Source organism: Pseudarthrobacter niigatensis, assembly GCF_030812615.1.
In the GTDB taxonomy this organism is placed as follows: Bacteria; Actinomycetota; Actinomycetes; order Actinomycetales; family Micrococcaceae; genus Arthrobacter; species Arthrobacter niigatensis.
The window spans coordinates 13,008-37,507 of record NZ_JAUSTB010000004.1; the positions used below are offsets into that span (position 1 = coordinate 13,008).

Here is a 24,500-nt window from a genome sequence, read left to right on the forward strand (position 1 = left end):
AATTCTGTTGAAAGTGGGAAGGGGAGGTGAAGCCAGTCACACCAGTATGCGACCGATATACCGGTTGTGCAAGGGGTTCGGCTAGAGTGGGAGCATGATGCAGCAGGGAAAAGCCGCCCAAGCCTACGAGGAGATTGAACGCCTCATCGTCTTCCAGGAACTTACTCCCGGCTCACTTGTCTCCGAGGCGGTCCTGATGGAGAAGACCGGCCTGGGCCGGACCCCGGTGCGGGAGGCCCTGCAGCAGTTGGCCCGGAACCGGCTCGTGGAGATCCACCCCAACAAAGGCGTACTCGTCCCACCCGCCTCAGTAGAAGCCCAGTTAAGGATGCTCGAACTCCGGCGGGTACTCGAAGCCCTGGCGGTGCGTCTGGCCTGTGAAGCCGCAACCAACCTTGAGCGCAACGCAATGCAGGAAATGGTTCAGCTGCTCGAGGCAGACCGCTTCACGCTCAGGCAGTACCTGGACACAGTCAAGGAAACCCACCAGATGATCGTCGCCGCGAGCCATAACGAATACCTCGCCGACGCCATGGCCCCCCTCCAAGGACTCTCGCGCCGATTCTGGATCACCCACGTCCGGGACGAACAAGCCGAAATCAGCCAGGGATCACGCCTACACGCCCAAATCCTCCGCGCCATCCTCAACCGCGAAACAGAGGACGCCGAAAAAGCAAGCCATGCCCTCAACGACTACCTCGTAGAGTTCGCCTACCGAACTGTGCGCGCACGCGTGGAAAGCCGCTAGCCAGCACCAGCCAGTTCGGGAGCCAGAGGAAAACGCCCACTACCGACACTGGGAAAACAACCCCTTTTGCTGTCACTCCCTCGACTCTTTTAGAGAGCCGATAATTGACGTTTCGTAAAGGTGCGGAACTAGTCGGACTTCCGCAGCGCCGCCCAGGCCTGGAAGCCGCCGATGAGGTCTGTCGCCGGGTCAGGCCCAGCCGTTGCAGGGTGGGCGCAGCGAGGCTGGAACTGTAGCCCTCTTTGCACACCACCACGATCCGACGGTCAGGGTCGCCTGCGATTGGGAGCCGGTGGGGACTTGACGGATCCAGCCGCCATTCAAGAACGTTTCGGTCAATGACCACTGCTCCCTGAAGGTCACCGTCGCGCTCCCGCTGATCGACCGGCCTAGTTTCCATAACAAGGGCACCGTCGGCCATCTCCCGCCCCAGATCAGAAGCGTGGACACGGTCAAGCCCGACGCGGCTCTCCGCCAGCATCCGGTCAATGGCAGGCATCTCGTTCATGTCGTTCCCTTCCAACAGATGCCCTTCACTGAAACCCGACGCCACTTAGCCCAAGCAGGTTAAGTACATCTTTCAGCATCGCCAGTGCGGCCCCGGCAGGGCTGGAGCGGCCGCCCTGCACCGTGAGGTCGCCAGCCTCGGGGCAGCTGAAGACCATTGCCTTCTCCGGGCCGGCGACGTGGAAAAGCGGATCCGTGGGCGCCACGGCTTCCAAGCGAACGGTAACTACCATCGGCCGCTCAAGGGACGCGCGCGCCACGGCGCGGAGGCGGAGTCCCTGCCGGGCGGCGGCCAGAGCCAGGGCCGGCGCCCGCTGATCGATCGGTTCCGCCTCTACCGCAATCCGGGCAACGTCCCAGTCCCACAGCAGCCCAGCAATAAGCCGAACCTTCGTGGCCGCGTCCTTCCCGGACAGATCCGCGGACGGGTCCGCCTCTGCAATACCGCGCCGCTGGGCCTCCAGCACCGCAGCGTCAAGCCCAATACCTGCGGCCAGCTGGTCCAAAACGAACATTGACGTCCCGTTCGGGCAGGCCCGCACCGCAGTGCAGCCCATCCCGTTCAGCGCCACGCGGGCAAGGTCCGCCGTGGGCAGCGCCGCCCCGGTTGCTCCCGAAATCCGGATCCGGCTGTCGCCTTCAGCAGCGGCCTGCTCAAGCTCGCGCCAGTTGCTGAGGACGTGGCTCTTCGTCGCCGTGACCACATCCACGCCGCTCCGCAGGGCAGCCAGCGTCTCCTGCAACGCCCGGCCGTGAGCTTCGGGCGAAGACGGCAGAGCTTGGACCAGAACAGCGGCACCAGTGCTGGCCAGCGTCTCCCCAAGAGGACGGAGAGGCCCCCAGGAAGAACGTTCGGGCACCCCGGAGCCGGGCGAAAGGACCACCTGAGAAGCATGCCCCCTGATGGCAGCGATCCGCAGCCCGGAATCCTGGCCCAAAACGGCATCCCCGAAGGCACGGCCCACGGCACCGAAGCCGGACAGTACCAGCCGCACGCGTTCCACCAACGCCCTACTTCTTCGTCATCCTGTACCGCTCAATCTGCCGCAGCCGCCGCAGGAGGCTGTCCCGCCGCGGGTGCGGGACGGCGTCGGGCTCTTCCGCCGTGAGGTCGATGTGCTTGGTGCCGTACTGCCAGAGGAGGAGGTCGTCCAGGAGCCGGTCCGGGCCGGGGGAGTAGCGGTGGTCCAGGGCCCTGCGGACCTCCGTGATCTGGTTGGCGCTGAGCAGCCCGGCCAGCTGCATGGTCTGGTTGAGCCCGTGCGCGGCGAGGAGCTCGGCAGCCCAGCCCCAGTCATCGTCCACCTTGCGGTCCACGTGCGGAAGCAGGGTCCGCCATACATCCCGGATACGGTTCGGCGTCAGCGGGGCCGCGCCCTCACCGTCCATGTCCCAGTAACCGCGGACCTCCTCGTAGTTTTCGTGAAGGTCAGAGAAGGCGGTTTCCACTGTTTCCAGCATGGCGGCGGTGGCGGTGAACTGCCGGTCGAAGTGCGGCGTCCAGGCGCGGGGGTCCTCGGCCTTGAACCGGATATCGTGCTCAATCTCGCTCCACGCGTGCGCGAAGATGGTGCGGATCTGGCACTCGAAGAAGTAGCTGCCGTTGGGCTGCAGATCCGGGTTGAAAACCTGCTGGTACTCCTTGACGGCTTCATTCTGGATGGTGCGCAGGATCAGGTGCCGGCTGGAGTACCCGTAGGTTCCTGACTCGATGGAACCGATGTCCTTTTCCCGGTCGCCGCGGCAGTCGAAAAGCTGCCGCTGGCGCTTGATGATGTTGGCCACCGCAGCATTCTCCGCCGGCAGCTTGGTGATCACCCGGATGCCCACCATGTCATTGAGCGTCCGGAAGGGGTCCGGAAATTTCAGGAGCCTCCGCCCACCCGGTTCCAGTGGCTCCTCGGTGCGCGAGATTTTCTCCTTGAAGGACTCTACGGTCTTGGTGCGGCCGGTAACGAACAGCGGCGTGACCTCGCTGCCCTTCAGCATGTCACGCAAAACCAGCAGGACATCGCGGGTAACCAGCTTCAGGGCAGGCCGGACGCGCTCATAGATCTCCACGTTGTGCTGCACCGACTCACGCAGCGGTGCGTCCAGACTTTCCCAGTTACTCGGCATGGTCCCAGCTTACGGCCGGGGTATGACAGGAAGCCTACGTTGCGGCGGCCGACGTGGAGCCGCGCACCACCAGCGAGGTCTCCAGCGTGACGCCGCCGTGGCCCAGCGACTTTCCCTCCATGAGGCTGCGCAGCTGCTCCCCGGCCTTCTGGCCCAGGGCGGTGGCCGGCAGGTGCACACTGGTCAGGCCCGGATTGCTGGTGGCCGAATAGGGCAGGTCGTCGAACCCGGCCACGGCCAGCTCCTCCGGTATCCGGATCCCCGCCACGCGCGCTTCCTGCAGCACCCCGTACGCGTGGGTGTCGGTGGCGCAGGCGACGGCGGTAACCCCCGCGCGCTGCCAGTCCGGCCACGCTTCGGCGAACGCGCCCGCCGCCGCGCCGACGTCGATGGTGGTGCTGATAATGCGTTCCGGGCTGACGCTGATGCCGCGCGAGGCGGCCTCCTCCAGGAACGCCGCGCGCCGGACGGCGAACGTCTCGGTGCCGGTCACGCTGTCCACATAGGCAGCTTCCCTGTGCCCGGCGTCGGCCAGGTGCGCCGCCAGCTGGCGTGCCCCGCTGGCCACATCCAGGTTCACGGAGGGTGCGTAGGACTCGAGGCCCGGCGCATCAAGCAGGACAAGGGGCGACGGTGACGCGAGGTCTTCGAGGAACCCGGCGTTGGGTGCGTCCACCAGCAGCCCCGCCGGCCGCAGGGACATCAGCCGCCGGACATCGGCGGCCTCCGGAAACTCGCCGGCCTCGGTGACGGACAGCAGCAGCTGGTACTGCGGCCCCAGCGACTCGCGCACCCCGGCAATCACTTTGGCGAAGAACGGGTTGGAGATGTCCGGCGCCACCAGGATCACAATCGAGCTGACCCCCTTGGCCAGGGAACTGCCGATCCCGTCCACCACGTACCCCAGCTCCGCAATGGCCTCCCGCACCCGGGAGATGTTGTCCTCGGCCACGCGGCCTGCCGTCTTGCCGTTGGCCACCAGTGACACCGTGGCCACCGAAACGCCGGCCCGCGCGGCGACCATCGCCGCCGTCACGCGCCGCGGCCGTGGCCGTTGCTGCTGCACCTGTTCCCCGGAATCCATACTTTGATCGTAGTAGGCGCCGCCGGGCACCGGTCACGCCCCAAAAGGCTGGGCGCGGTGGGAGTGCTGGCCTTCCATGCTCAGCAAGGCATTAAGCGTTTGACGTGGAGTGATGCCCACGTTCACGTTAAGCGCTTGACGTGAGCCACGAAACCCTGTCATGATCACTCCCGGAATACTCAAGACCCCTGCCCGCAAGGCAGGCCCCAATGACGTGGAGCACCATCGTGGAACCAAATCCCCAAGCGAGCCAGTACCGGACGGGTTCAACAGAACCCCGGAAGATCATCCTGGACTGCGATCCCGGCCACGATGATGCCGTGGCCCTGCTGCTGGCACACGGCAACCCCAACATCGAACTGCTGGCCGTCACCACGGTGGTAGGCAACCAGACCCTCGAAAAAGTCACCCGCAACGCCCTCGCCGTCGGCACCATCGCCGGCATCACCGGCGTCCCCTTCGCCGCCGGCTGCCCCCGCCCGCTGGTCCGCAGCATCGAAACCGCACCGGACATCCACGGCGAGTCCGGCATGGACGGCCCCGCCCTGCCGGAGTCCACCATCGAGCTGGACCCGCGCCACGCCGTCGACCTCATCATCGACACCGTCATGGCGCACGAACCCGGCACCGTCACCCTGGTCCCCACCGCCGGCCTGACCAACATCGCCATGGCTGCCCGCAAGGAACCGCGGATCGTGGAACGGGTCAAGGAAGTGGTCCTGATGGGCGGCGGCTACCACGTGGGCAACTGGAGCGCCGTGGCCGAGTTCAACATCATCATCGACCCCGAGGCCGCCCACATCGTCTTCAACGAGAAGTGGCCTGTCGTGATGGTGGGCCTGGACCTCACCCACCAGGCACTGGCAACCCCGGACGTCGTGGAAAAGATCGCCGCCATCGGCACCACCCCGGCAAGGTTCGTCACCGAGCTGATGGACTTCTTCGCGCACACCTACAAGGACGCGCAGGGCTTTGACTACCCGCCGGTCCACGATCCCTGTGCCGTCGCGTACGTGATCGACCCCAGCATCGTCAGCACCCGCAAGGTCCCCGTGAACATCGAACTTCAGGGCAGCCTCACGCTCGGCATGACCGTGGCGGACTTCCGCGCCCCGGCCCCCAATGACTGCCACACCAGCGTGGCCGTGGACCTGGACCACGCACGGTTCTGGGACCTCGTCACCGACGCGCTGGTCCGCATCGGCGAGCCCGGCGCCAATGCCAAGGCGGACGACGGCGGCAGGCACCAAGGTGCAGACCGCGCCCAAGGCAACGCGTCCGACGTCGAATCCGGCCACAGTGCCCAGCTCACCGCCGGAGGGGTCAAGTAGATGGCCACCGCAACCATGACTGAAACCAAAACCGGACGCGGCAACATCGCCGCCCTCATGACCGCCCTGTTGGCCGCCTGCGTGGCGTTCCAGCTCAACGCCTCCATGCTCAGCCCCGCCCTGGTGACCATGGGCCAGGAACTCAAGGCGGACCAGGCCCTGATCGGGCTCTCCCAGACCTGGTTCTTCACCGCCGCCGCCCTGTTCTCCCTGTTCCTGCCGCGCCTGAGCGACATCATCGGCCGCAAGAAGGTCCTGGTGGGCATGATGCTGCTCATGGCCGTGGGCTCCGTCATTGCGGCGCTCGCCCCGGACATCACCTGGCTCTTCGTGGGCCGCATCATCCAGGGCGTCAGCGGCCCCACCGTCCCGCTCTGCCTCATCATGCTGCGCTCCGCCGTCAGCAACCCCCGCAAGTACGGCACCCTCATGGGCCTGATCACCGCGGTCAACGGCGGCGTGGCCGGCGTGGACTCCTTCGTGGGCGGCTACTTCGCCGAGCACTTCGGCTTCCGCAGCATATTCTGGCTGATGGTGGTCCTGGCCCTCGCGGCCACCGCCCTCATCGTGTTCCTCGCCAACGAGAGCAAGCCCGGCGCCGGCACCCGGATGGACTGGCTCGGCGTGTTCTTCATTGTGGTGGCCGTCGGCGCCCTGCTCACCGCGCTCAACGAAGCAGCCAAGCTCGTGGGCGGCTTCAACTCCGGCACGCTGCTGCTGAGCCTGGCGCTGGTGCTGGTGTCCGCCGCCGCCTTCTTCGCCTTCTGGCGCACCGAACAGCGCGCCGCCCAGCCCATGGTGGAAACGGTGCACCTGCGCCAGCGCGCCACCTGGGCACCGCTGCTCACCACCACCCTGACCATGACCGGCATCTTCGCCGTCATCAACGGCATCGTGCCCGCCTACGTCCAGGCCGCCAGCCCGGGCTTTGGTGTGGGCCCCACCGAAATGTCACTGATGATCCTCACCCCGTACGCCCTGCTGGGCTGGCTGGTGGGCCCGCTCAGCGGCAAGCTCGCCCCTGTCCTTGGCTACACCAAGGTGCTGCGGATCGGGCTCCTGGGCAGCATCGCCGCGCTCGCCGTCATCGCCTTCCTGGGCCTGCACAGCCTGCCCATGATGATTGCCGGAACGGTCTTGCTGGGCATCATGTACGCCGGTACGGTCAACATCATGCTCAACGGACTCGGCGTTGTCCTCTCGCCCGCCGGCAACCCCGGCTTCCTCCCCGGCATGAACGCCGGCGCCTTCAACCTGGGCGCGGGCCTGAGCTTCCTCATCCTGCCCGCCGTGCTGGTGGCGACCTCCGCGCTCGGCGATGCGGCCACGTCGTACCTGACCGTCGTCGTGGTCGGCCTGGCCCTTACCATTGCCGCCTTCGCTGCTTCGCTGCTGATTCCCAAGCCGGTTGAGGCCGAGGTGGCCGCATGACCAGCGCGGGCGTTGGGCACCCGGGCCGGATCGTCGTCGTCGGCTCCCTCAACGCCGACCTCACCATCTACTGCGAACGGCTCCCGCAGCCGGGCGAAACGGTCCAAGGCAACGGCTTCGCCGTGAACCCGGGCGGCAAGAGCGCCAACCAGGCCGTGGCAGCAGCCCGGCTGGGCGGCCATGTCAGCCTGGTAGGCGCCGTGGGGGAGGACGCCAACGGCAACATGCTCGAGGCCTCGGTGGCGGGGGCAGGCGTGGACGTCAGCCACGTGCGCAACTCCAGCGAGCCCACGGGTGTCGCCGTCATTGCCGTTGACGCCCGCGGCGAAAACAACATCATCATCTCCGCCGGCGCCAATGGCACCTTGTCCCCGGCGGACGTGGCCGGCGCCGCGGACGTCCTGGACGGTGCCGCCGTCGTCAGCCTCTGCCTGGAGGTGGCCATGCCCACCGTGCTGGCCGCAGCCCAGGCAGGGCACGACGCCGGCGCAACAGTTCTGCTGAATCTCTCGCCGTACGCGCACATTCCGGCGGAGCTGGCGGAACTGACAGACGTCCTGCTGGTCAATGCGCACGAGGCGGCGCTGTTCCTTGGCCCCGGCGCCTCCGTTCCGGGGGCAGACGCCCACGCGTCGCAATGGGATACGGTCCGGGAGCGGTTTGCCGGGCGCGGGATCCGGCAGGTCCTGGTGACCCTCGGCGCGCACGGGTCCGTGGTGCTGGATTCGGAGGCGGCTCCCGGCGCCCAGGTGACCTTCGTGGCGCCCACCCGCGTGGCCGCCGTGGACACCACCGGAGCCGGGGACGCCTTCACCGGTGCGGTGGCGGTGCGGCTGGCCGCGGGCGATGCGCTCGCCGATGCCGCAGCTTTCGCCTCCGTGGCCGCCGCCCTGGCAACCACCCGGAAGGGGACGCAGGCGGCGTATCCGGAAGCGGCCGACGTCGAACGCCGCCTCGGTACCGCCTAAACCGGCCGTCTGCTCCGTACTTGTGGTTTACGCACCGCACAAACGACCGGTACGGAGCAATCGATGGGCTATGCGTGGGCCTGGACCTGCACGGACGCGCGTTCCACGGCAGGGCAGTGGATCTTTGCCGGTCCGCCCGGGGCGGGGTCGATTCCCAGCAGCACCCGGACCCCGGCGGCGCCGAGTTCATAGTGCGGCAGGGCCACGGTGGACAGCGGCGGCCGGAGGTGCGCGGCGATGACTTCCTGGTTGTCGAAGCCCACCACGGCGACGTCCCCAGGGATGGCCAGGCCGTGTTCCCGCAGGCCGTCGTAGAGGCCCATGGCCATGCGGTCGTTGTAGCAGAACACGGCAGGGGCGCCTCGCTGAAGCAGCCCGGCCGTGGCCCGGTAGCCGCCTTCCTGGTCCGGATAGGCCTCCATCACGAGGTCCGGATCGAACGGAATTCCGGCGTTCCCCAGGGCCTGGCGGTAACCTGCCAGCCGCCCGTCCTTGGCCGGTGCCGGAATGGTGGCGTTGATGAACGCAATCCGCCGGTGGCCGTGCGCCAACAGGAGTTCCGTCGCGGAGCGGCCGCCCTGGACCTCGTCCGGAACTACGGCGCGGGCGCCCTGTTCGTTGGAGAAGCAGTTCACCAGGACGAAGTCCGCTTCCCGCAGCGGCGGCGGGATATCCGTCTGGCGGTGGAACCAGGTGGAGTAGAGGATGCCGCGCACCTTGTACTCCAGCATCATGGCGATGGCGTCCTGCTCCAGCTCGCCGTTGCCCTCGGTATTGGCGATGAGCAGCGCGTAGCCGTGCTTCCAGGCCTCATCCTGCGCCCCGTGGATGATCTGGCCGGCAAATGGCGTGGTGGCTACGCCGTCGGCCACCAGCCCAATGAACTTGGACGTCCCGCTGACGAGTGTTTTGGCCATGGCGTTGGGCCGGTAGCCCAGGGTGCGGATGGCGTCCGTGACGCGCCTGCGGGTTTCCTCGGCAATGCGGGCGTCCTTTTTCTTATTGACCACCAGCGATACCGTGGCGGTGGAAACGCCGGCCGCTTCTGCCACCTCGCGAAGGGTCACGGGATGCGGCCGCTCAGGCACCTTTGGCGAGGGGCGCCCTGTTTCCCGCGCGGATGCCTCCGCGCCATTCTCCGTTGAACTCATCTGCCCTCCTTCAGGAGTATAACCACCGGACCTGGCCCTCATCCCTTGGTCGCCCCGCTCTCGAGCCCCTGGATCATGGCCTTGTTGAGCACCAGGAACACCAGCAGCAACGGGGTGATGGTGACGCAGACGGCGGCGAATGTGGCCGTCCAGTCCACCTTGCCCATGGCGCCGATGTAATTCTGCAGGCCCAGCGGAATGGTCTTCAGGTCCTCCGACAAAACAAAGGTGTTGGCGAAGATGAAGTCGTTCCAGATGAAGATGCTGTTGACCAGCACCACGGTGACCACCGTGTTCACGGACAGCGGCAGGGTGATCAGCCCGAAGATCCGGTACGGCCCCGCGCCGTCCAGGGACGCCGCTTCATAGGTCTCCCTGGGAATGTATTCGTAGAACGAGGAGAACAGGTATACGGACATCGGCAGCGAGAAACCGGCCAGCGGGATGATCATCGACTGGTAGGTGTCCAGCAGGTTCACCTGCGAATAATCGATGAACAGCGGGACCAGTGCGATCTGGACCGGGACGATGATCCCGATCAGGAACAGTCCGCGGACCAGTTTGCTGAGCCGGAACCCCAGCACCTGGATGGCGTAGGCGGCCATCATGCCCAGCAGCACGATCATGACATTGGCGCCCATGGTCACCACGAAGCTGTTCAGGATGTTCCGGCCCAGGTCCCCGGTTTCGAAGGCCCTGGCGTAGTTCTCCCAGGTCAACGAGCCCGGGAGCGCGAACGGGTCTCCGCTGGCGAAGTCCTGCTCGGTGCGCAGGCTGGTGAGGAACAGCCAGGCCAGCGGATAGACCTGGACCACCACGATCAGCATGATCAGGACGCGGGACAGGGTGCGGAACAGGTCCGGCCGGCGCTTGCGGCGCCTTGCGGCGGGCTTGGGAGGTACGACGGCGGGCGGCCTGGTTGGCGGGGCTGCCTGGGTGATCATGCGTCTGCCTTCCGCTTGAGCAGGAACAGGATGAGGCCGACTGCCACGAGGCACTCGACCACGATGAACACCGAGATGGTGCTGGCGTAGCCGAAGTCCGTGCTGGTGAAGGCCGTCTTGTACATGTAGGTGGTGAGCAGCTCCGAGGACTGGCCGGGGCCGCCGTTGGTCATCAGGTAGGGGATGTCGAACCCCCGCAGGCCGTAGGTGGTGGCCATGATGGTGGTGGTGATCCAGACCGGGCGGATGTACGGGAACCGTATTTTGCTGAACAGGGTCCAGCGGGACGCGCCGTCCAGGACCGCGGCCTCCTCCAGTTCCTTGGGCACCGCGAGCAGTGCCGCGTAGATGATCAGCATGTACAACCCGGTGAACCGCCAGCCTTCCGGTGCGGACACGGCCGCCAGGACCGTGTTCACATCCGACAGCCATGGCCGTTCCAGGCTGCCCAGGCCCACCCAGGCGAACAGCTGGTTGAGCAGGCCCACCGGCTCCAGCGAGTAGATCCGCACGAACAGGAAGGCGATGGCCACCGTGGAAATCACGGCCGGCAGCAGGTAGAGCGTCTTGATCAGTTCCCGTCCGCGGCGGAGGGAGGTGAGCAGGCTGGCCACCAGCAGGGCTCCGCCGAGCTGCAGGACCAGGCAGATGGCCAGGTAGGCCAGGGCGTTCGCGAAGGCCCGCCAGAAGATGTCGTCACCGGTGAACATCCGGAGGTAGTTGTCCAGGCCGACGAATTCCATGTCGCTGATGCCGTTCCAGGAGAAGAAGCTCAGGACCAGCGACTGGAAGATAGGGAAGAGGACGGCTGCGCCGTAGAGCAGCAGCGGGGGGAGCAGGAAGACCAGGACGGAGGTCCTCGATCTGTTCGGAAGCATCCTGTGGGGGAGCATGGCTGGCCTTTACTTGAAGAACTTGGGGGCGTTCTGGGCGATGGTGCTGTCCATGGTCTCCGTGAACTGCTGGGGCGTGATTTCGCCCTGCACCAGCAGGACCAGCTCCTGCTGCAGCCGGCCGTTGGTGGTGGGGTCCAGCTGGGTGTCCCACGGCATGGCCTGCTTGGACCCGAGGTCCTTGGCCTGGTCCAGGGCCTTCCGGTACAGCGGGGTGGCATTGGACGGGATGGTGGTTTCGACGTCGGTGGTGGGGGAGAGTGCCCCTGTGGCGGCGTATTCAGCGGGGTACTTCTGCAGGGCGAACTTCAGGAAGTCGCTCACCAGCGGATCGTAGGTCTTGGCGTTGACCGCCATGCCGATGCCGGACGGGGACACGAACTCGTTGGCCGCCGTCACCGAGCCGGCTGTGGTGGGCAGGGTGAAGAAGTCGATGTCGTCGCGCACGGCAGGGTTGAGCTTGTCCGTGGCGAGGCTGGGCAGTTCCCAGGTGCCGATGTTGTACATGGCGGCCTGGCCGGAGGTGAACTGGTTCTGCGCGTCTGAGTAGCCCTGCGCGGAGAACCCGTCCTGGAAGCATTTGGCCTTGCCCAGTTCCGCAAGCCAGTTGACGGTCTTTTGGCCTGCGGAGTCGGTGAACTTGGCGTCGCCCTTCTTCAGTTTCTGGACGAAGTCGGGGCCGGCTGCCCTGAACGGCTGGTAGGCGACGTACCGCTCCAGCGGCCACTGGTCCTGGCCGTCGATGGCAAGGGGGGTGATTCCCTTGCTGCGCAGGGCGGTGCACATGGCGGGGATATCGTCCAGGGACTTGGGTACGGCCACCCCGGCCTTCGCCAGGAGTGCCTTGTTGTACCACATGAACTCCAGCTCGAACTGGAACGGGATCATGTAGAGGGAGCCGTCGTCGAAGCGCTGGTAGTCCAGTGCCCCGGGGCGGTATTTGTCGTAGATCCCCAGGGTCTGCAGCAGTTTTCCGGCATCGAGCATTTTGCCCTGTTTCGCCAGCTGCTGGGCGAAGGGCGTGGCGTCCGTGTCGAAAAGTTCAGGCAGTTTGTTGGCCGCCGCCAGGGTTTCGAGCTTCTGGATGTAGGAAGGCCGGTCAGGAGTGGTGATCAGGTTCAGCTTGAAGCCCGGGTGGTCCTTGCCGTAGTCGTCGGCCAGCTTCTTCATGATGTTGATGACTGCGCCGTCGGCCGGGCGGGACAGCAGCCACGAAATTTCGCGCGGTTTGATGTCTCCCGTTGGCGCGACGTTGGCGGTATTGGCGGTGCCTCCGCCTCCGCAGGCGGTCAGGGCCAGGGCCGTGACTGCTGCGGCGGCGGCAGCGCGGAACAGGTTCTTCATTGCGGCAATCTCCCTTGATTGGAGTGGATCATGTGGAACGGGTCGGGTGGAACGGAGGAGTGGTATTCAGTTGTCCGTGCGCTTGCGTACTTCGAGGTCGGTGACTGTGACGCATCCTTCGCCGGCGAACACGCCGATTGCGCCGGCGGGAAGGTCGTAGATCCGGGTGCTGAGCGCCACCTGGCGGTCCACGACGGCGACGCAGAGGTCCCCGTCCACCACCACTTCCAGCGTGTGGCGGCCGGGTGGAAGGTTGCAGGGACGCTCGAGTTCGATGGCGAAGGGAACATCGCCGGACACGTGCCACTGGGCGTCGCCGGTGGTGGTCCGGGGCCAGCGGTCGAACACCAGGCGCCCGCGCTTCGGTTCGAGGCGGAGGATGTAGGAGCGGTCACCGTCCGGGCTGGAGCGGAGCAGCATTCCGCATTCGGTGGTGCCGGCCTGGATATCGAACACCGCCCTGGCATGGAACTGGGCGGGCAGGTTGTTGGTGGCAACGGCGGCGCCGTAGCCGTCCGGCACGTCCAGCCGGAGGGGCAGCCCGGTTTCAAGCTCCAGCGGCACCTCGTCCCAGAAGCTCTCCACCAGCTCATCGGCAAACCCGAACGACAGCGTTCCGTCGGGGTTCTGCCGCGCCTCCAAGACGGCCATGGTGCCCGCCCACTGCCAGGCGCCGTCGTCGGAATTCCCTTCCTTGCTGGCAATCCAGCCGAAGAAAAACCTCCGGCCGTCCCGCTCTGCCGTCTTGGAGGCGTAGAAGGCGCGGCCGTCAACGCTGTCCAGGGCAGGGACCGTCCATGGGCCGGTGGGGCTCTTTGCCATGCGGTACCTGGTGGTGAAGGTTTCGGAGAACTCCGAGAAGACCATGTACCACCAGCCACCCCATTCGAAGACGTCCGGGCATTCGTGGGTGATGTAGCGTCGCGGATCCCAGAACGGGTCCGTGTGGGTCCAGGTCACCAAGTCGGTGGAGACGCACTGGGCAATAACGCCGCGGCGGCGTTCTGGGCCGCCGGCATGCCGGGCGGCGAGCAGCATCCGCCACACTCCCGCTTCCTTGTCGCGGAAGACGAACGGATCGCGCCAGTCGGCGGACCCGTAGCCGTCCGGTGCGCCGAACGCGAGCTCCGGGTGTTTCGTCCAGGTGGCCATCCCGTCCGCGCTGCTGGCGTGCATGACCAACTGCAGCGGCAGGCCGTCCGCGCCGAGGCGGGCCGGATTCTGGCCGGTGTAAAACAGGTGGTGGATGCCGGACTCGTCGGCCACAATACTGCCGGTGTAGCAGTTGAAGTCCGGCTCCTCCAGTGTCCCGTGCGCCAGTGCAACACCGTGGTCCTCGAACTGGACGAGGTCCTTGGTGGTCACCAGGTTCCACGCGGTTCCCGGTTTGGGCTCGCTGCGGACCTCGTGGAGATAGAAGAGCTGGAACTCGCCGTTCGCCTGGTAGGGGATCAGGTCCCCCACCCAGGCATCGGCGGGTTGAAAAAAGACTGGATAGCCCATCGGCGGTGATGTCCATTTCTGCTAAAGCGTTTGATCACCATGAAGGTAGCGCGGAATGGTGACCTGATCAAGCGTTTTAGCAAAATGACTTTCCAAGCCTGCCGCTTTGCCCAAAACCCTTGACCGCCGATGTTTCCGCTGGTTAGCCTCTTCTGCTTAAGCGCTTAATCACCTGGTATCCGGATGGACCGGGGACGGTCCCCCGCATCCAGCGCCCTCCGGCGAAGCCGCCCCATGAGAGGAAGTCAACGATGACCTACGCCATCTCCCGCCGCCACATCCTGCAGGGAACCGGAGCAGGAGCCCTTGCCCTGCTCGGCAACAGTGCCAGGCGGGGGACCCCCGCCAGGGCCCAGCGGTCCCTGCGTGCGCACTTTCACCTGACCCCGCCATCGGGCTGGCTGTGCGACCCGCAAAGACCTGTTTTCCTCGGCGGCACCTACCACCTCTACTACCTGCATTCCGCGCAGAACAACGGGCCAGGCGGCTGGGACCACGCCACCACCGAGGATGGCGTCGCCTACGAACACCATGGTGCCGCTTTGCCGCTGCGGCCGGACTTTCCCGTCTGGTCAGGGTCGGCCGTCGTGGACACTGCGAATACGGCCGGCTTCGGCGCGGGCGCCTTGGTGGTCCTTGCGACGCAGCCCACCGACGGTATCCGCAAGTACCAGGAACAGTATTTGTACTGGTCAACCGACGGAGGCTACACGTTCACTGCCCTGCCGGCCCCGGTAATCCCCAATCCGGACGGCCGGACCGCCACCACGCAGGCGGAGATCGACAATGCGGAATGGTTCCGCGACCCGAAGATCCACTGGGATACAGCCCGCGGTGAGTGGGTATGCGTCATCGGAAGGGCTAGATACGCCGCCTTTTACACTTCTGCCAACCTGCGCGACTGGTATTTGCAGCGGAACTTTGACTACCCCAACCACGCGTTGGGCGGCATCGAGTGCCCGGACCTTTTCGAGATGACGGCCGACGACGGCACCCGGCATTGGGTGCTTGGCGCCAGTATGGACGCCTACAGCATCGGGCTGCCCATGACCTACGCCTACTGGACGGGAACGTGGGACGGGCAGCAGTTCCTCGCGGATGACGTGGCCAATCCTCAATGGCTGGACTGGGGCTGGGACTGGTATGCGGCGGTGACCTGGCCTGCCGTGGAAGCGCCGGACTCGCGGCGGTATGCGGTGGCGTGGATGAACGACTGGAAGTACGCCGGCCGGGACGTCCCCACCGACGCAACAGACGGCTACAACGGCCAGAACTCGATAGTGCGGGAGTTGCGGCTGGAGCGCCAAGGCGGGGGGTGGTACAGCCTCCTGAGCAGCCCGGTTGCCGCACTCGCAGCTTACGCGACGTCCACGACGGATCTACCCGACCGTACCGTGCATGGCAGCACCGTCCTGCCGTGGAGGGGCAGCGCCTACGAGTTGGAGCTGGACATCTCGTGGGATGCCGCCACGAATGTGGGGGTTTCCGTTGGCCGCTCCGCAGACGGTTCGCGGCACACGAACATCGGCAAGTACGGTTCGGAGGTCTATGTTGATCGCGGACCATCGGACCTGCCCGGATACTCGCTGGTGCCCTACTCGCGGGCCGCGGCACCGATCGATGCCGCGGCGCGGTCGGTCCACCTGCGAATTTTCGTGGACATGCAAAGCGTGGAAGTGTTCGTGAACGCCGGCCACACGGTGCTTTCGCAGCAGGTGTTCTTGGCGGAGGGCGACACCGGCATTTCGTTCTACGCTGACGGCGGTCCGGCGGTCTTTTCAGGTGTCACCATCCGCGAATTCGCGGACACTGTGGCCTGATTCCGTCAGTCACGGCCCGCCAGGGTGACGCCTGTGTGTTCCGCGAGCCGGGCCAGCAGGCGGTCCTGGAATTGCGGATCATCGGCGGCCGGGTGCGGGGCCTGCCGGTGCTGGTGGTACCAATAGCCGCCGCTGGACAGGGCTGCCGGGTCGTCACTGGTAGCGAGCCATTCCTGGGTGCGGTGGCCCAGTTCCAGGCTGTCCGGTGCTGAGCGGCCGCCCATCCGGGTGGGCACCCATCCGGGATCAACCGCGTTGCTGGCAATGTCCGGCGCCAGCCTGGCCACTGCTGCCGACAGCGCCGTGACGTGCAGCTTAGTGGTGGAGTAGGAGGCCGTCGTCGTGCGTCCTGCCCAGTCCAGGCCGTCCAGTCCGGTGTCGCCGCCGCGGTGCATGCCGCTGCTCAGGTAGATGAGGCGGCGGGGTCCGGGGATCAGCGCTGTCAGGAGGTACGGGGCCACCACGTTCACCGGCAGCAGCGCCGCGCCGCTGAGGACGCCGGCGTTGTGGATGACGGCGTCCAGCCGGCCGATTCGGTTGGCGTCGGCCGCGATCTGCCGGACCTCGGCCTGGGCCGCGAGGTCCCCGACAATGCACTGTGCCCCGCGGTCCAGCAGGTGCTGTACCGCGGGGATCCGCTGCGGGGACCGCGCGTGCACGATCACGTCGTGTCCGTCCCGCAGCAGCGTGTCCGCTGTTGCCAGGCCGAGCCCTACGGTGGATCCGGTAATGAAGACGCGTGCCATGCGGGGGCCTTCCTGATAAGTGGTGGTTCCCTACGCTACCCGCGCCGGGTCAGCCGCGCTTTCGGCCCAGGATCAGGGCCAGCACGCCGTCAAAGACCACAAGCACCACGCCCACGCCCAGCAGTCCGGAGTTGACGCCAGTGTTCGGCGCGGTTCCCGGTTCTGGGGCGCTGGGTGCTGCGTTGGCAGCTGCCTCCCCAACGTGCGCGCGGCCCGTTGCGGCTGCGGCGTGGTCAATGGAAAGGGAGATCGGTGCTGGCGCCGGGGTGGCGGCGGCGTTGGCGGCTGCGCCGTTGGCGCCCAGCAGGCCGCCTGCGATTACGGCGCTGAGCAGGCATCCTCGGATAGTGCGGTGCATCATTTGGGGTTCTCCTGAAAGTTGGATCGGGCCTACTGCTTAGCCCGGGACTGGCTCGTTAGCGCTGGGACGCTGAAGGCCTCAACTAGTCAGGGGATGATCCGGGATCGAAGGACACCGGTGGCATGGCCAGGGGCGAACCGCCTTGGACGCTGGACGGGCCGGCCTCGGGGATCTGCAGGGTATGGGGCGCGAGCCATGCGGGCAGGCCCGAACCATTGCCGCTGGTTGAACCGCTTCCGCCGGCAGCGGTGCCGGGCGGCGCGTCAAGGGGCCCTTGCATCGGCGTGTTGTGCGGTTCCGCCCCCGGCAGTTGGGGCGCGCCGGCGGCGTGCACGGGCTGCAGGGTGAGCGGCGGGCCGTTGCCGGGCAGCCGTTCGTGGAGGGGCAGGAGTTTAGGGCCGGCCAGGGCTGAACCCGGCGCAATGCCCGTGGGCGCAGCCACCGATGCGGCTGCCCCAGCGGGTGCTCCCCCTCCGGGCGGCGGGGCGTCGGCAGCCGGCGGGAGGGTCGCTGCGGCCGGCTGTTCTCCGGCCGCCACGGGCGCAGGCAAGGGGACGGCGCTGAGAACAGGGTCAAGGACCGGGGCCAGTGGTTTGGCCAGTGGTTCGAGGACCGCGCCGGCCACCGGAACCACGGTCCCGCCAACAACACGGTCCACCGTGCCCAGGGCCGGATCCACTGCTGCGGCTACCGTTCCTTCCGGGACGACGGTGTTGACCACCGGGACGGTCTCCGTGACGTGGTCGGCCAGGGCGGCGGCGTCCTTGGCCGCCGGCTGGATGGGCGGCACTGCCGCAAGGGCTGGGGCTGGCTTGCTGACAGTGCGGGAAGGTATGGGGTCCAGGGCCTGCTGGCTAACTGCGGTAGCGACCCCTCCCACGGCAGGCGGGGCAGCAGCCAGGAGTGGGTCGTTGTGAGCGGCGGAATCAGCGGAGGCGCCCGCAGCGGACAGTGCGATCCATGCAGCTGCTGCCGCCACGGCGAGCAAAAGGGGGCGGAGGAAGATCCACGCATTGAGTTTTGGCTCCATGCCGTACGCCTCCCCCCGGACTCACCTGCAAACAATGCTGCCCACAATAAGCACAGCCCTGCGGCAGAGTCCAACAGCTCAGGCTGAGTCCGTTGGGGCCGCGCGGTGGTCGATGCGTGCGGTTACCGCGTCGATGCGGTCCATGGCTCCGTTGAGTTTCTGGACCGCGGCCCACAGGTCCGGCTGCTGTCGACGCACCGTATCCAGGCTGTCTCCCGTGGAGCGCAGGGAGCCAAGGTCGAAGCTGACATTCGTGCGGGCGCCTGCCACCGCGGCCCGGAGGGCGCCGAACGCAACAACAACGTCCGCAACCAATGAACGGTTGCCCTTGGTCGCCAGCCAGGCGAGGTCGTCGATGGCTTCGATGGCCCGCTCGCCAAGGACAGCCGACGATGCTGCAGCTTCCAGCGACGCACGGCGGACTGCCTCGTCCCGTTCCGGCCCCGGTTCCAGCCGGAAGGCAGCACCGAAGGCTTTGGAGGCGGACGCATCGTCATCAGCCAACTGCAGGGCTTCCCGGCGCAGCGCCTGTGCGCGGGTCCGTATCTCCGATGGCTTCCCGCCGTCGTCCTCGCCACCGCTGTAGCCGGCCACCATCGACGTCAGTGATGCCGCCACCGCCAGCATCAGGCCGGTACCCGCGCCCCCACCCGGTGAACCCGTGGACTCCGCCAGTGCGCGCGTCCAGTCCTCGACGGTGGATGCCTGGGTTGTTGCTTCAGCCTCTTCCATGCCAGGAATGGTGCCCATAAATGTGGCAGGCTAAACGGACACCCGGCAGGACGCCCGGACTCGCCCAGTTTTCGAGGCCCGGGCGGCCAGTGTGACAGGAGGCCGCTTCCCAAGGACGGATGTAGTCTCGGCAGGGTGCAACGCCACCGCTATGACTACGGCCAGGACCCCAGCCAGTGGGGCGAGCTCTTCCTGCCGGATCTTCCTGCGGGCAGAAAGCACCGGGGCGTTGTGGTGGTGATCCACGGCGGCTACTGGCGCTCCACGTACGGCGCCGAACTGGGGGAGCCGCTGGCGAGGGACCTGGCGGAGCATGGCATGGCCGCCTGGAACCTGGAGTACCGCCGTGCCGGGAACGGCGGAGGCTGGCCGGGGACCTTCCGGGACATCCTCGCGGGCATCGGCAAGCTTGCCGCGCTCGCAGAACCGCACTCGCTGGACCTGGGCAAAGTGGTGGCGCTGGGCCATTCCGCCGGCGGCCACTTGGCAGTGTGGGCGGCGGGCAGGGACCGGCTGGAGGGGCTCGGGGCGGATGCCCGGCAAGTGAAGAATACGAACGACGGCGTCCGCCTCACCGGGGTAGTCAGCCAATCCGGCGTGCTGAACCTTGCCGAAGCCGAGAGGCTGGGCCTGAGCAACGGCGCCGTGGGCAACCTGCTGGGCGGACCGTCGTCGGACTTCCCCGGGCGCCACCGCATGGCCGACCCCATGACAGCGCTGCCACTGGACGTTCCCGTCTTTGCCGTCCACGCGGCGGAAGACGATGATGTTCCCCTGGGCATGTCCACAACGTACGTGGACGCCAGCCGTTCCGGACCCGTCCCGGCACGGCTGATCACGGTGCCGGGGGACCACTTCGCGCTCATCGATCCCGCCGCGGAGGCCTATGTGACGTGCCGCGAACTGGTTGGAAAGCTGCTCGGCTGACACGACCTGCTGACGCCGGCCTCTTTCTGGCAGAGTATGACCATGCTCACAGTGATCGGCGAAGGCCTTGTTGACGTTGTCCAGCGCGCTTCCGGAATCGAGGCCCACGTGGGCGGAAGCCCCCTGAATGTCGCGGTGGGCCTGGCCCGGCTGGACCACCCGGTGCAGTTCATCGGCCGTTACGGCCGGGACGCGTACGGCGACTCGGTGGCGGCGCACCTGCGCGCCAGCTCCGTCATGCTGCCGATGCCCCCGGACGAGCTGCCCACCAGCGTGGCCACCGCACTGATTGACGACGACGGCGCCGCCACCTACACCTTCGACCTCGCCTGGGAGCTGCCGCACCTGGCAGACCGGCTTGGCTTCATGCTGCAGGGAACCACCCTGCTGCACACCGGCTCCATTGCCACCATGCTGGCGCCCGGTGCCACCGAGGTGCTCGCCGCCGTCGAATACGCGCACCCGTCCGCCACCATCAGTTTCGATCCCAACTGCCGCCCCAGCATCATCACGGACGTGGACTTTGCCCGGCGCCAGGCGGAAAAGTTCGTCACGTTGTCCGACGTCGTTAAGGCCTCGGACGAGGACCTGGCCTGGCTTTACCCGGGACAGGATGTGCTGGATTCGGCCCGCAAGTGGCTGGCGCTGGGCGGGGAGGAAGGTCCGGCGATGGTGGTGGTCACCCGCGGTGCGGACGGCCCGTGGGGCGTGTGCCGTGCCGGCGAAGCCGCCATTCCTGCGCCCAGGGTGGAGGTGGCGGACACCGTGGGGGCTGGGGATTCCTTCATGGCGGCGCTGCTGTCCGGCCTGGTGGACCGGGAGCTGGACGGCGCCCAGAACCGGCAGGACCTGCGTGACCTTCCCGTCGAGGGACTCTCCGAACTCCTGCAACATGCCGCCCGTGCCGCGGCAGTCACGGTATCCCGCCCGGGCGCCAACCCGCCCACCCGGGAGGAGCTGCACGCGGCAGGAATGGAGGCCTGAGGCAGCATCCGGAGCGGGACGGTGCCTACCCCTCGTGGTTGTAGTAGGGCCACGGCAGGAAGCGGCGCTCACCACGTCGGTCCGGCCCGTCGAGGGTGACTTTCCCGGTGGCGGCCCACTCCACGCCGCGCGGGAACATGCGGATGAACTCGATGCGCCGGAACGTGTCGATGTCGTGGCCTATGGTGATCGTGAAGCTGCGGCCGTTGCCATAGTTGTTGATCCAGGCAAGAGGCTGCTGCGTATTGATCCCGGGAAGGTTGGCGAGGTTTTCCTCCGGGATATCCACCGGGTAATGCGGCATGGGCCATTTGGGTGCATTCTCGTAGGACTCCACGTCATCGAATACTGACAGCAGTACTTCCGCGCCGCCGTACAGCTGCACGCCGGTCAAGATGTCGTCACCCGTGACGGTCCATGTCCCGCTGACACCCTCGGTGATGGGATGGCGGGGCTCGGAGGTTTGCAGCCGGGCCTCGCCCCAGGGCCGCGGCCGCAGCCCGGTGGACACACTGAGCTTCGCGCCCCGCATGATGTTGTACTCCTCCGGGTAGCCCCAGTCGTCCTCCTGGACGGCGGAGCCGTGAAACCACACCATGCCCTTTCCGTCCTCGTGGACAAACTTCAGCAGCGCGGCATCGGTTTCGGCACCGAAGCCCACCGCCTTTTCGTGGTAGCCGTCCCGCCCCTCGAACACCACCAGGACCACGTCGTACTTATCGATGACGCCGGCTCCCAGTCCGCGCGGGTCCTCGACGACGCGCACGTGGAACCTGCCCGTGTCCTCCAGGACAGTGGTGAGCCACTGGTTGTGCGCGCGGAAGCGGCGGAATTCGTTGTCATGCTCCCGGGTCATGTGTCCGGACAGGATAAGTGCCCTCAACTTCTCGGCCACTGCGCCCACTCCCTCGTTCATCGATAGTTTTGATGGAACTCTACATACTTTAGTTTGAAAAGGACATAATGGTTGCTACGATCGGCTTGCCCCTACAGAGAGTGAGCAACGATGCTTCTCGAAAGAGACCTCATCCAGTCCGCAGGCTTCCGCAACGTTACGGAAGGAGGGCGGGTGACCGGCTTCCAGTTCCGCGTCCGGATGCCCTCCTACCGGGGCATGGCGGCTTCCCTGGTCGATGGTGTCGCCGTGCGCGTCGGCAACCTGGTGGACGTCGGTCCGGACATTCCGTTGTGGACCTTCGGCGGCCGGACCTTCACCCTGCCGGAGCTGTGGGTCAGCGAGGGGGTCCGCTGGCCGCTTGAGGAGGCGGCGGTGATAACGGTTCCGTTCGACGGCGGCCTTCCGCAAGGTGTCCACGAACTGAGCATCGAGCTGCGGTTACGGATGTCCTACATTCCTGAGGAGCACCAGCCCACCATCCACCGGGTCAGCCGCAAGGTCACGCTGGCACCCGAAGGCGGTGACGGGACGTTCCGCTACGGAGTTTCCCTCTACAGCTACATGGGCGATTACGGCACGGTCCTGGACCTCGAAAGTGCCCTGGCCCATGTAGCCGACGTGGGCGCAACAGGGGTCGAGATCCTCGGTGAGGGGCACGTTCCCGGCTATCCGGGACCCTCGCCGGCCTGGATCGATACCTGGTTCAACCTGCTGGAAAAGTACTCCCTGGAGCCCACCAACTACGGTTCCTGGATTGATACCAGGCTCCACCCGGGCCGGTCGATGACGGCCACCGAAGGCGCGCAGGCCCTGCAGCGGGACCTGAAACTGGCCCACCGGCTGGGCTTCAGCTTTGTCCGGCCAAAAATCGGTGTGGTCTCCAGCGACCTCGTGCCGGACCCCATCTGGACTGAATCGGTGGAACGCTCCCTTGACCTGGCCCACGAGCTGGGAATGGTCATCTGCCCCGAGATCCACTCGCCCACCCCCATCAAGCACCCAGTAGTGGATGACTACATCGGGCTCATTGAGCGGACCGGAACCAAGAATTTCGGCCTGCTCATCGACACCGGCATTTTCCAGGACCGGCCCATTCCGCTGCGTGAAGACGAGACCCGGGACACCCGTCCGGCGTTCCTTGACGGCATTGCCGTTAACCCCGCGGACTTCAAGGACATCGCCCAATACGTGGTGTTCATCCAGGCGAAATTCCACGACATCAACGAGCAGCTGGAAGACCAGCAGATTCCCTGGCGTCCCGTGCTCCAGGCGCTGAAGGACTCCGGTTACACCGGCTACCTCTCCAGCGAATACGAAGGCGAACGCACTCCCTGGCGTGCCATCGAGCAGGTGCGCCGCCAACATGCCCTGATCCGCAGCATCACCTCCGAACTCGACTGACCATCCCCAATCACGGTAAAGAGAACCATCATGCCCAACGGACTTCTTGACGAATCCAGCCTTCGCACCCACGCGGACGGACTTGCCCTTTCCCTTACCCTGCCGTGGTACCGGAGCCTCTGGCTCTCCTCGGTCACCAGCCTCCGGCTCACCATCGACGGCCGGGACGTCCCCCAAGAGGAGCTGTCCCTGGAGCTCGGGGGCACCCGATATGCGCTGACCGACATTCCGGTGCAGAGTGAAACCCTCTGGTACCTGCAGGAACACCCGCTGCTCATTGTCCGCCGCGACCAGCCCGCAGTTCCCGGGGACCACCACACCGTCCAGCTCATCGGCGAGCTCCGGCTGCCGTATATGCAGATTGCCCCGGGGCAGGATGGGGGCCCGGGCATGTACGTCCCCAACTTCGTGAACCAGACACTGGAGCTGGCCGTCACGGATGGGCCTGCCCCCGCACCCCTACTCAAGGCGGCGGCGGCACCCCCTCCGCCCGCAACCGGGGACGACCCCTTCTCCCTCGGGCTGACGCTGTACTCGGCAAGCGCCGAGTTCCGCGCCGGCTGGTACGACTTCGACGGGCTGCTGGACCGGGTTGCCGATCTTGGCATTGGCCCTGGGATCGAGATCGTGGCCTCCCAGGTGCTCCCCACCTACCCCCACGTATCGGATGGCTTCGCCCGGGCGTGGCAAACTGCATTCGACAAGCATGGCTTCACCGCCAGCTCGTTCGGTGCGAACCTGGACATGGGCCGGCGCCGTGACCGCGACATGACGCCGGACGAGGAATACGAGTTCACGGAGACCCTGTTCCATGGTGCAAAGAAACTGGGCTTCCCCCTGGTCCGTATCCAGAGCGCCAAGCCCGCCCTGCTGCGCCGCCTCCTGCCGCTGGCCGAGAGGCTGGAACTCAAGATGGCCTACGAAATCCACGCTCCGATGGGACCCAACTCGCCGGAAATCATGAAGGTCCGGGATGTTTACGCAGATCTCGATTCGCCGCTGCTGGGGTTCGTGGCGGATTTTTCCTCCACCATGCACAGCATGTCACCCACGCTCCTCCGTGCCGTGCGGCGGGCAGGCCTGGACGACGACTCGGTGGCCAGGCTGCAGGCCATCTGGGCCACCGACGCGCCGATGCGGGCGCGCCAGGAGGAGTTCATTGGCTACCTCAAGGGCCGGGCCTTCGATCCAGCCCGGCTTGGCTCCTTCGCCCATCTCGCCTTCAACATGCACGGCCATGTCAGTCCGCGGGAATGGGCAGACATCATGCCCCAGATCCTGCACGTCCACGCCAAGTTCTACGACATCGACGACGACGGCAACGAGCCTGCAATCGACTATCCGGAGCTGGTACGCGTCTTCGTCGAAGGCGGCTACCACGGGTACTGGTCAAGTGAATGGGAGGGCCATGCCTTCGCCGAACTGGGGGAGGTGGACCCCTTGCTGTTGGTGCGCAGGCAGCATGACCTGGTTCGGAAGAGCATGCGTTCCGTGCCGAAGGCGGAATCGAGGGCCGGCTCCTCGATGTGAGCAAGCCCCTCCGTGTTCTCCCTGCGCGGCGGCGCCTGTATGGGATGCT

Annotated in this window: 23 protein-coding genes; 9 read left to right on the forward strand and 14 right to left on the reverse strand. The window is 66.5% G+C overall.

Features of this window, described 5'->3' with window-relative positions:
• The first annotated feature begins 94 nt into the window (after positions 1–94).
• A complete protein-coding gene (locus J2T23_RS07175; protein WP_141158696.1) occupies positions 95–748 on the forward strand; it encodes a GntR family transcriptional regulator in 654 nt (217 codons plus the stop codon).
• Here the strand turns inward: J2T23_RS07175 and J2T23_RS19875 are convergent.
• The 4 genes from J2T23_RS19875 to J2T23_RS07190 are packed head-to-tail and all read right to left on the reverse strand — an operon-like array spanning position 687 to position 4,397.
• Positions 687–1,256: a rhodanese-like domain-containing protein gene (locus tag J2T23_RS19875; RefSeq protein WP_370871418.1), complete on the reverse strand. Its 570-nt coding sequence runs from the start codon at positions 1,254–1,256 to the stop codon at positions 687–689. The two genes, J2T23_RS07175 and J2T23_RS19875, sit on opposite strands and share 62 nt — an antisense overlap.
• A 25-nt stretch (positions 1,257–1,281) precedes the next feature.
• The gene (locus tag J2T23_RS07180; RefSeq protein WP_246839883.1) at positions 1,282–2,259 is read right to left on the reverse strand and encodes a hypothetical protein; all 978 of its coding nucleotides are present in this window, start codon (positions 2,257–2,259) and stop codon (positions 1,282–1,284) included.
• 7 nt (positions 2,260–2,266) lie between these two features.
• Complete coding sequence (locus J2T23_RS07185) at positions 2,267–3,373, reverse strand: GTP pyrophosphokinase (RefSeq protein WP_141158694.1); 1,107 nt, start codon at positions 3,371–3,373, stop codon at positions 2,267–2,269.
• 34 nt (positions 3,374–3,407) lie between these two features.
• The gene (locus J2T23_RS07190; protein WP_370871427.1) at positions 3,408–4,397 is read right to left on the reverse strand and encodes a LacI family DNA-binding transcriptional regulator; all 990 of its coding nucleotides are present in this window, start codon (positions 4,395–4,397) and stop codon (positions 3,408–3,410) included.
• 269 nt (positions 4,398–4,666) lie between these two features.
• Between J2T23_RS07190 and uriH the strand changes: the two genes are divergently transcribed.
• The 3 genes from uriH to J2T23_RS07205 are packed head-to-tail and all read left to right on the forward strand — an operon-like array spanning position 4,667 to position 8,187.
• Positions 4,667–5,788, forward strand: a complete 1,122-nt coding sequence (gene uriH / locus J2T23_RS07195) for a uridine-preferring nucleoside hydrolase UriH (RefSeq protein ID WP_307358477.1) — start codon at positions 4,667–4,669, stop codon at positions 5,786–5,788.
• Positions 5,789–5,803: 15 nt separating this feature from the next.
• Positions 5,804–7,219: a uridine transporter UriT gene (gene uriT / locus J2T23_RS07200; protein WP_307358478.1), complete on the forward strand. Its 1,416-nt coding sequence runs from the start codon at positions 5,804–5,806 to the stop codon at positions 7,217–7,219.
• Positions 7,216–8,187, forward strand: a complete 972-nt coding sequence (locus tag J2T23_RS07205) for a ribokinase (RefSeq protein ID WP_307358480.1) — start codon at positions 7,216–7,218, stop codon at positions 8,185–8,187. The genes uriT and J2T23_RS07205 overlap by 4 nt, the downstream gene beginning before the upstream one ends.
• A gap of 68 nt (positions 8,188–8,255) precedes the next feature.
• Here the strand turns inward: J2T23_RS07205 and J2T23_RS07210 are convergent, their stop codons facing one another.
• The 5 genes from J2T23_RS07210 to J2T23_RS07230 form a co-directional block, all read right to left on the reverse strand.
• Positions 8,256–9,338, reverse strand: coding sequence for a LacI family DNA-binding transcriptional regulator (locus J2T23_RS07210; RefSeq protein WP_141182929.1), 1,083 nt, complete (start codon positions 9,336–9,338; stop codon positions 8,256–8,258).
• 38 nt (positions 9,339–9,376) lie between these two features.
• Positions 9,377–10,282: a carbohydrate ABC transporter permease gene (locus J2T23_RS07215; RefSeq protein WP_307358483.1), complete on the reverse strand. Its 906-nt coding sequence runs from the start codon at positions 10,280–10,282 to the stop codon at positions 9,377–9,379.
• Complete coding sequence (locus J2T23_RS07220) at positions 10,279–11,160, reverse strand: carbohydrate ABC transporter permease (protein WP_307358485.1); 882 nt, start codon at positions 11,158–11,160, stop codon at positions 10,279–10,281. The genes J2T23_RS07215 and J2T23_RS07220 overlap by 4 nt, the downstream gene beginning before the upstream one ends.
• 24 nt (positions 11,161–11,184) lie before the next feature.
• Entirely contained in the window at positions 11,185–12,519 is a 1,335-nt protein-coding gene (locus J2T23_RS07225; RefSeq protein ID WP_307358487.1) for an ABC transporter substrate-binding protein, read from the reverse strand.
• A gap of 66 nt (positions 12,520–12,585) precedes the next feature.
• Positions 12,586–14,022, reverse strand: a complete 1,437-nt coding sequence (locus tag J2T23_RS07230; protein WP_307358489.1) for a glycoside hydrolase family protein — start codon at positions 14,020–14,022, stop codon at positions 12,586–12,588.
• Between the two features lie 251 nt (positions 14,023–14,273).
• On the opposite strand from J2T23_RS07230, the gene J2T23_RS07235 reads away from it, so the two are divergent.
• The gene (locus J2T23_RS07235) at positions 14,274–15,842 is read left to right on the forward strand and encodes a glycoside hydrolase family 32 protein (RefSeq protein ID WP_307358491.1); all 1,569 of its coding nucleotides are present in this window, start codon (positions 14,274–14,276) and stop codon (positions 15,840–15,842) included.
• A gap of 5 nt (positions 15,843–15,847) precedes the next feature.
• Here the strand turns inward: J2T23_RS07235 and J2T23_RS07240 are convergent, their stop codons facing one another.
• The 4 genes from J2T23_RS07240 to J2T23_RS07255 form a co-directional block, all read right to left on the reverse strand.
• Positions 15,848–16,588 (reverse strand): SDR family NAD(P)-dependent oxidoreductase, encoded by a 741-nt coding sequence (locus J2T23_RS07240; protein WP_307358493.1) that lies wholly within the window; start codon positions 16,586–16,588, stop codon positions 15,848–15,850.
• A 49-nt stretch (positions 16,589–16,637) separates the two neighbouring features.
• A complete protein-coding gene (locus tag J2T23_RS07245; protein WP_307358495.1) occupies positions 16,638–16,949 on the reverse strand; it encodes a hypothetical protein in 312 nt (103 codons plus the stop codon).
• Positions 16,950–17,031: 82 nt separating this feature from the next.
• Positions 17,032–17,979 carry a hypothetical protein gene (locus J2T23_RS07250; protein ID WP_307358498.1) on the reverse strand — a complete coding sequence of 316 codons (948 nt, stop codon included), beginning with the start codon at positions 17,977–17,979 and terminating at the stop codon, positions 17,032–17,034.
• A 78-nt stretch (positions 17,980–18,057) separates the two neighbouring features.
• Positions 18,058–18,729, reverse strand: a complete 672-nt coding sequence (locus tag J2T23_RS07255; protein WP_370871419.1) for a cyclodeaminase/cyclohydrolase family protein — start codon at positions 18,727–18,729, stop codon at positions 18,058–18,060.
• 117 nt (positions 18,730–18,846) lie between these two features.
• Between J2T23_RS07255 and J2T23_RS07260 the strand changes: the two genes are divergently transcribed.
• Positions 18,847–19,638, forward strand: coding sequence for an alpha/beta hydrolase (locus J2T23_RS07260; protein WP_307358500.1), 792 nt, complete (start codon positions 18,847–18,849; stop codon positions 19,636–19,638).
• A 36-nt stretch (positions 19,639–19,674) separates the two neighbouring features.
• Entirely contained in the window at positions 19,675–20,622 is a 948-nt protein-coding gene (locus J2T23_RS07265; protein WP_370871420.1) for a carbohydrate kinase family protein, read from the forward strand.
• A 25-nt stretch (positions 20,623–20,647) separates the two neighbouring features.
• Here the strand turns inward: J2T23_RS07265 and J2T23_RS07270 are convergent, their stop codons facing one another.
• Positions 20,648–21,538 carry a ThuA domain-containing protein gene (locus tag J2T23_RS07270; RefSeq protein ID WP_246857321.1) on the reverse strand — a complete coding sequence of 297 codons (891 nt, stop codon included), beginning with the start codon at positions 21,536–21,538 and terminating at the stop codon, positions 20,648–20,650.
• 90 nt (positions 21,539–21,628) lie between these two features.
• Between J2T23_RS07270 and J2T23_RS07275 the strand changes: the two genes are divergently transcribed.
• Together J2T23_RS07275 and J2T23_RS07280 are read left to right on the forward strand one after the other, a co-directional pair.
• Positions 21,629–22,921: a C-glycoside deglycosidase beta subunit domain-containing protein gene (locus J2T23_RS07275; RefSeq protein WP_307358507.1), complete on the forward strand. Its 1,293-nt coding sequence runs from the start codon at positions 21,629–21,631 to the stop codon at positions 22,919–22,921.
• Between the two features lie 30 nt (positions 22,922–22,951).
• Positions 22,952–24,451, forward strand: a complete 1,500-nt coding sequence (locus tag J2T23_RS07280; RefSeq protein ID WP_307358510.1) for a C-glycoside deglycosidase beta subunit domain-containing protein — start codon at positions 22,952–22,954, stop codon at positions 24,449–24,451.
• Positions 24,452–24,500: the final 49 nt, after the last annotated feature.

What these genes read in the sequence shown, in the direction of transcription:
- J2T23_RS07175 (WP_141158696.1), top strand. Translation starts at nt 95, where the DNA reads ATGATGCAGCAGGGAAAAGCCGCCCAAGCCTACGAGGAGATTGAACGC.
- J2T23_RS19875 (WP_370871418.1), bottom strand. Translation starts at nt 1,256, where the DNA reads ATGAACGAGATGCCTGCCATTGACCGGATGCTGGCGGAGAGCCGCGTC.
- J2T23_RS07185 (WP_141158694.1), bottom strand. Translation starts at nt 3,373, where the DNA reads ATGCCGAGTAACTGGGAAAGTCTGGACGCACCGCTGCGTGAGTCGGTG.
- J2T23_RS07190 (WP_370871427.1), bottom strand. Translation starts at nt 4,397, where the DNA reads ATGGTCGCCGCGCGGGCCGGCGTTTCGGTGGCCACGGTGTCACTGGTG.
- uriH (WP_307358477.1), top strand. Translation starts at nt 4,667, where the DNA reads ATGACGTGGAGCACCATCGTGGAACCAAATCCCCAAGCGAGCCAGTAC.
- uriT (WP_307358478.1), top strand. Translation starts at nt 5,804, where the DNA reads ATGACTGAAACCAAAACCGGACGCGGCAACATCGCCGCCCTCATGACC.
- J2T23_RS07205 (WP_307358480.1), top strand. Translation starts at nt 7,216, where the DNA reads ATGACCAGCGCGGGCGTTGGGCACCCGGGCCGGATCGTCGTCGTCGGC.
- J2T23_RS07210 (WP_141182929.1), bottom strand. Translation starts at nt 9,338, where the DNA reads ATGAGTTCAACGGAGAATGGCGCGGAGGCATCCGCGCGGGAAACAGGG.
- J2T23_RS07215 (WP_307358483.1), bottom strand. Translation starts at nt 10,282, where the DNA reads ATGATCACCCAGGCAGCCCCGCCAACCAGGCCGCCCGCCGTCGTACCT.
- J2T23_RS07220 (WP_307358485.1), bottom strand. Translation starts at nt 11,160, where the DNA reads ATGCTTCCGAACAGATCGAGGACCTCCGTCCTGGTCTTCCTGCTCCCC.
- J2T23_RS07225 (WP_307358487.1), bottom strand. Translation starts at nt 12,519, where the DNA reads ATGAAGAACCTGTTCCGCGCTGCCGCCGCCGCAGCAGTCACGGCCCTG.
- J2T23_RS07230 (WP_307358489.1), bottom strand. Translation starts at nt 14,022, where the DNA reads ATGGGCTATCCAGTCTTTTTTCAACCCGCCGATGCCTGGGTGGGGGAC.
- J2T23_RS07235 (WP_307358491.1), top strand. Translation starts at nt 14,274, where the DNA reads ATGACCTACGCCATCTCCCGCCGCCACATCCTGCAGGGAACCGGAGCA.
- J2T23_RS07240 (WP_307358493.1), bottom strand. Translation starts at nt 16,588, where the DNA reads ATGGCACGCGTCTTCATTACCGGATCCACCGTAGGGCTCGGCCTGGCA.
- J2T23_RS07245 (WP_307358495.1), bottom strand. Translation starts at nt 16,949, where the DNA reads ATGATGCACCGCACTATCCGAGGATGCCTGCTCAGCGCCGTAATCGCA.
- J2T23_RS07250 (WP_307358498.1), bottom strand. Translation starts at nt 17,979, where the DNA reads ATGGAGCCAAAACTCAATGCGTGGATCTTCCTCCGCCCCCTTTTGCTC.
- J2T23_RS07255 (WP_370871419.1), bottom strand. Translation starts at nt 18,729, where the DNA reads ATGGGCACCATTCCTGGCATGGAAGAGGCTGAAGCAACAACCCAGGCA.
- J2T23_RS07265 (WP_370871420.1), top strand. Translation starts at nt 19,675, where the DNA reads ATGACCATGCTCACAGTGATCGGCGAAGGCCTTGTTGACGTTGTCCAG.
- J2T23_RS07270 (WP_246857321.1), bottom strand. Translation starts at nt 21,538, where the DNA reads ATGAACGAGGGAGTGGGCGCAGTGGCCGAGAAGTTGAGGGCACTTATC.
- J2T23_RS07275 (WP_307358507.1), top strand. Translation starts at nt 21,629, where the DNA reads ATGCTTCTCGAAAGAGACCTCATCCAGTCCGCAGGCTTCCGCAACGTT.
- J2T23_RS07280 (WP_307358510.1), top strand. Translation starts at nt 22,952, where the DNA reads ATGCCCAACGGACTTCTTGACGAATCCAGCCTTCGCACCCACGCGGAC.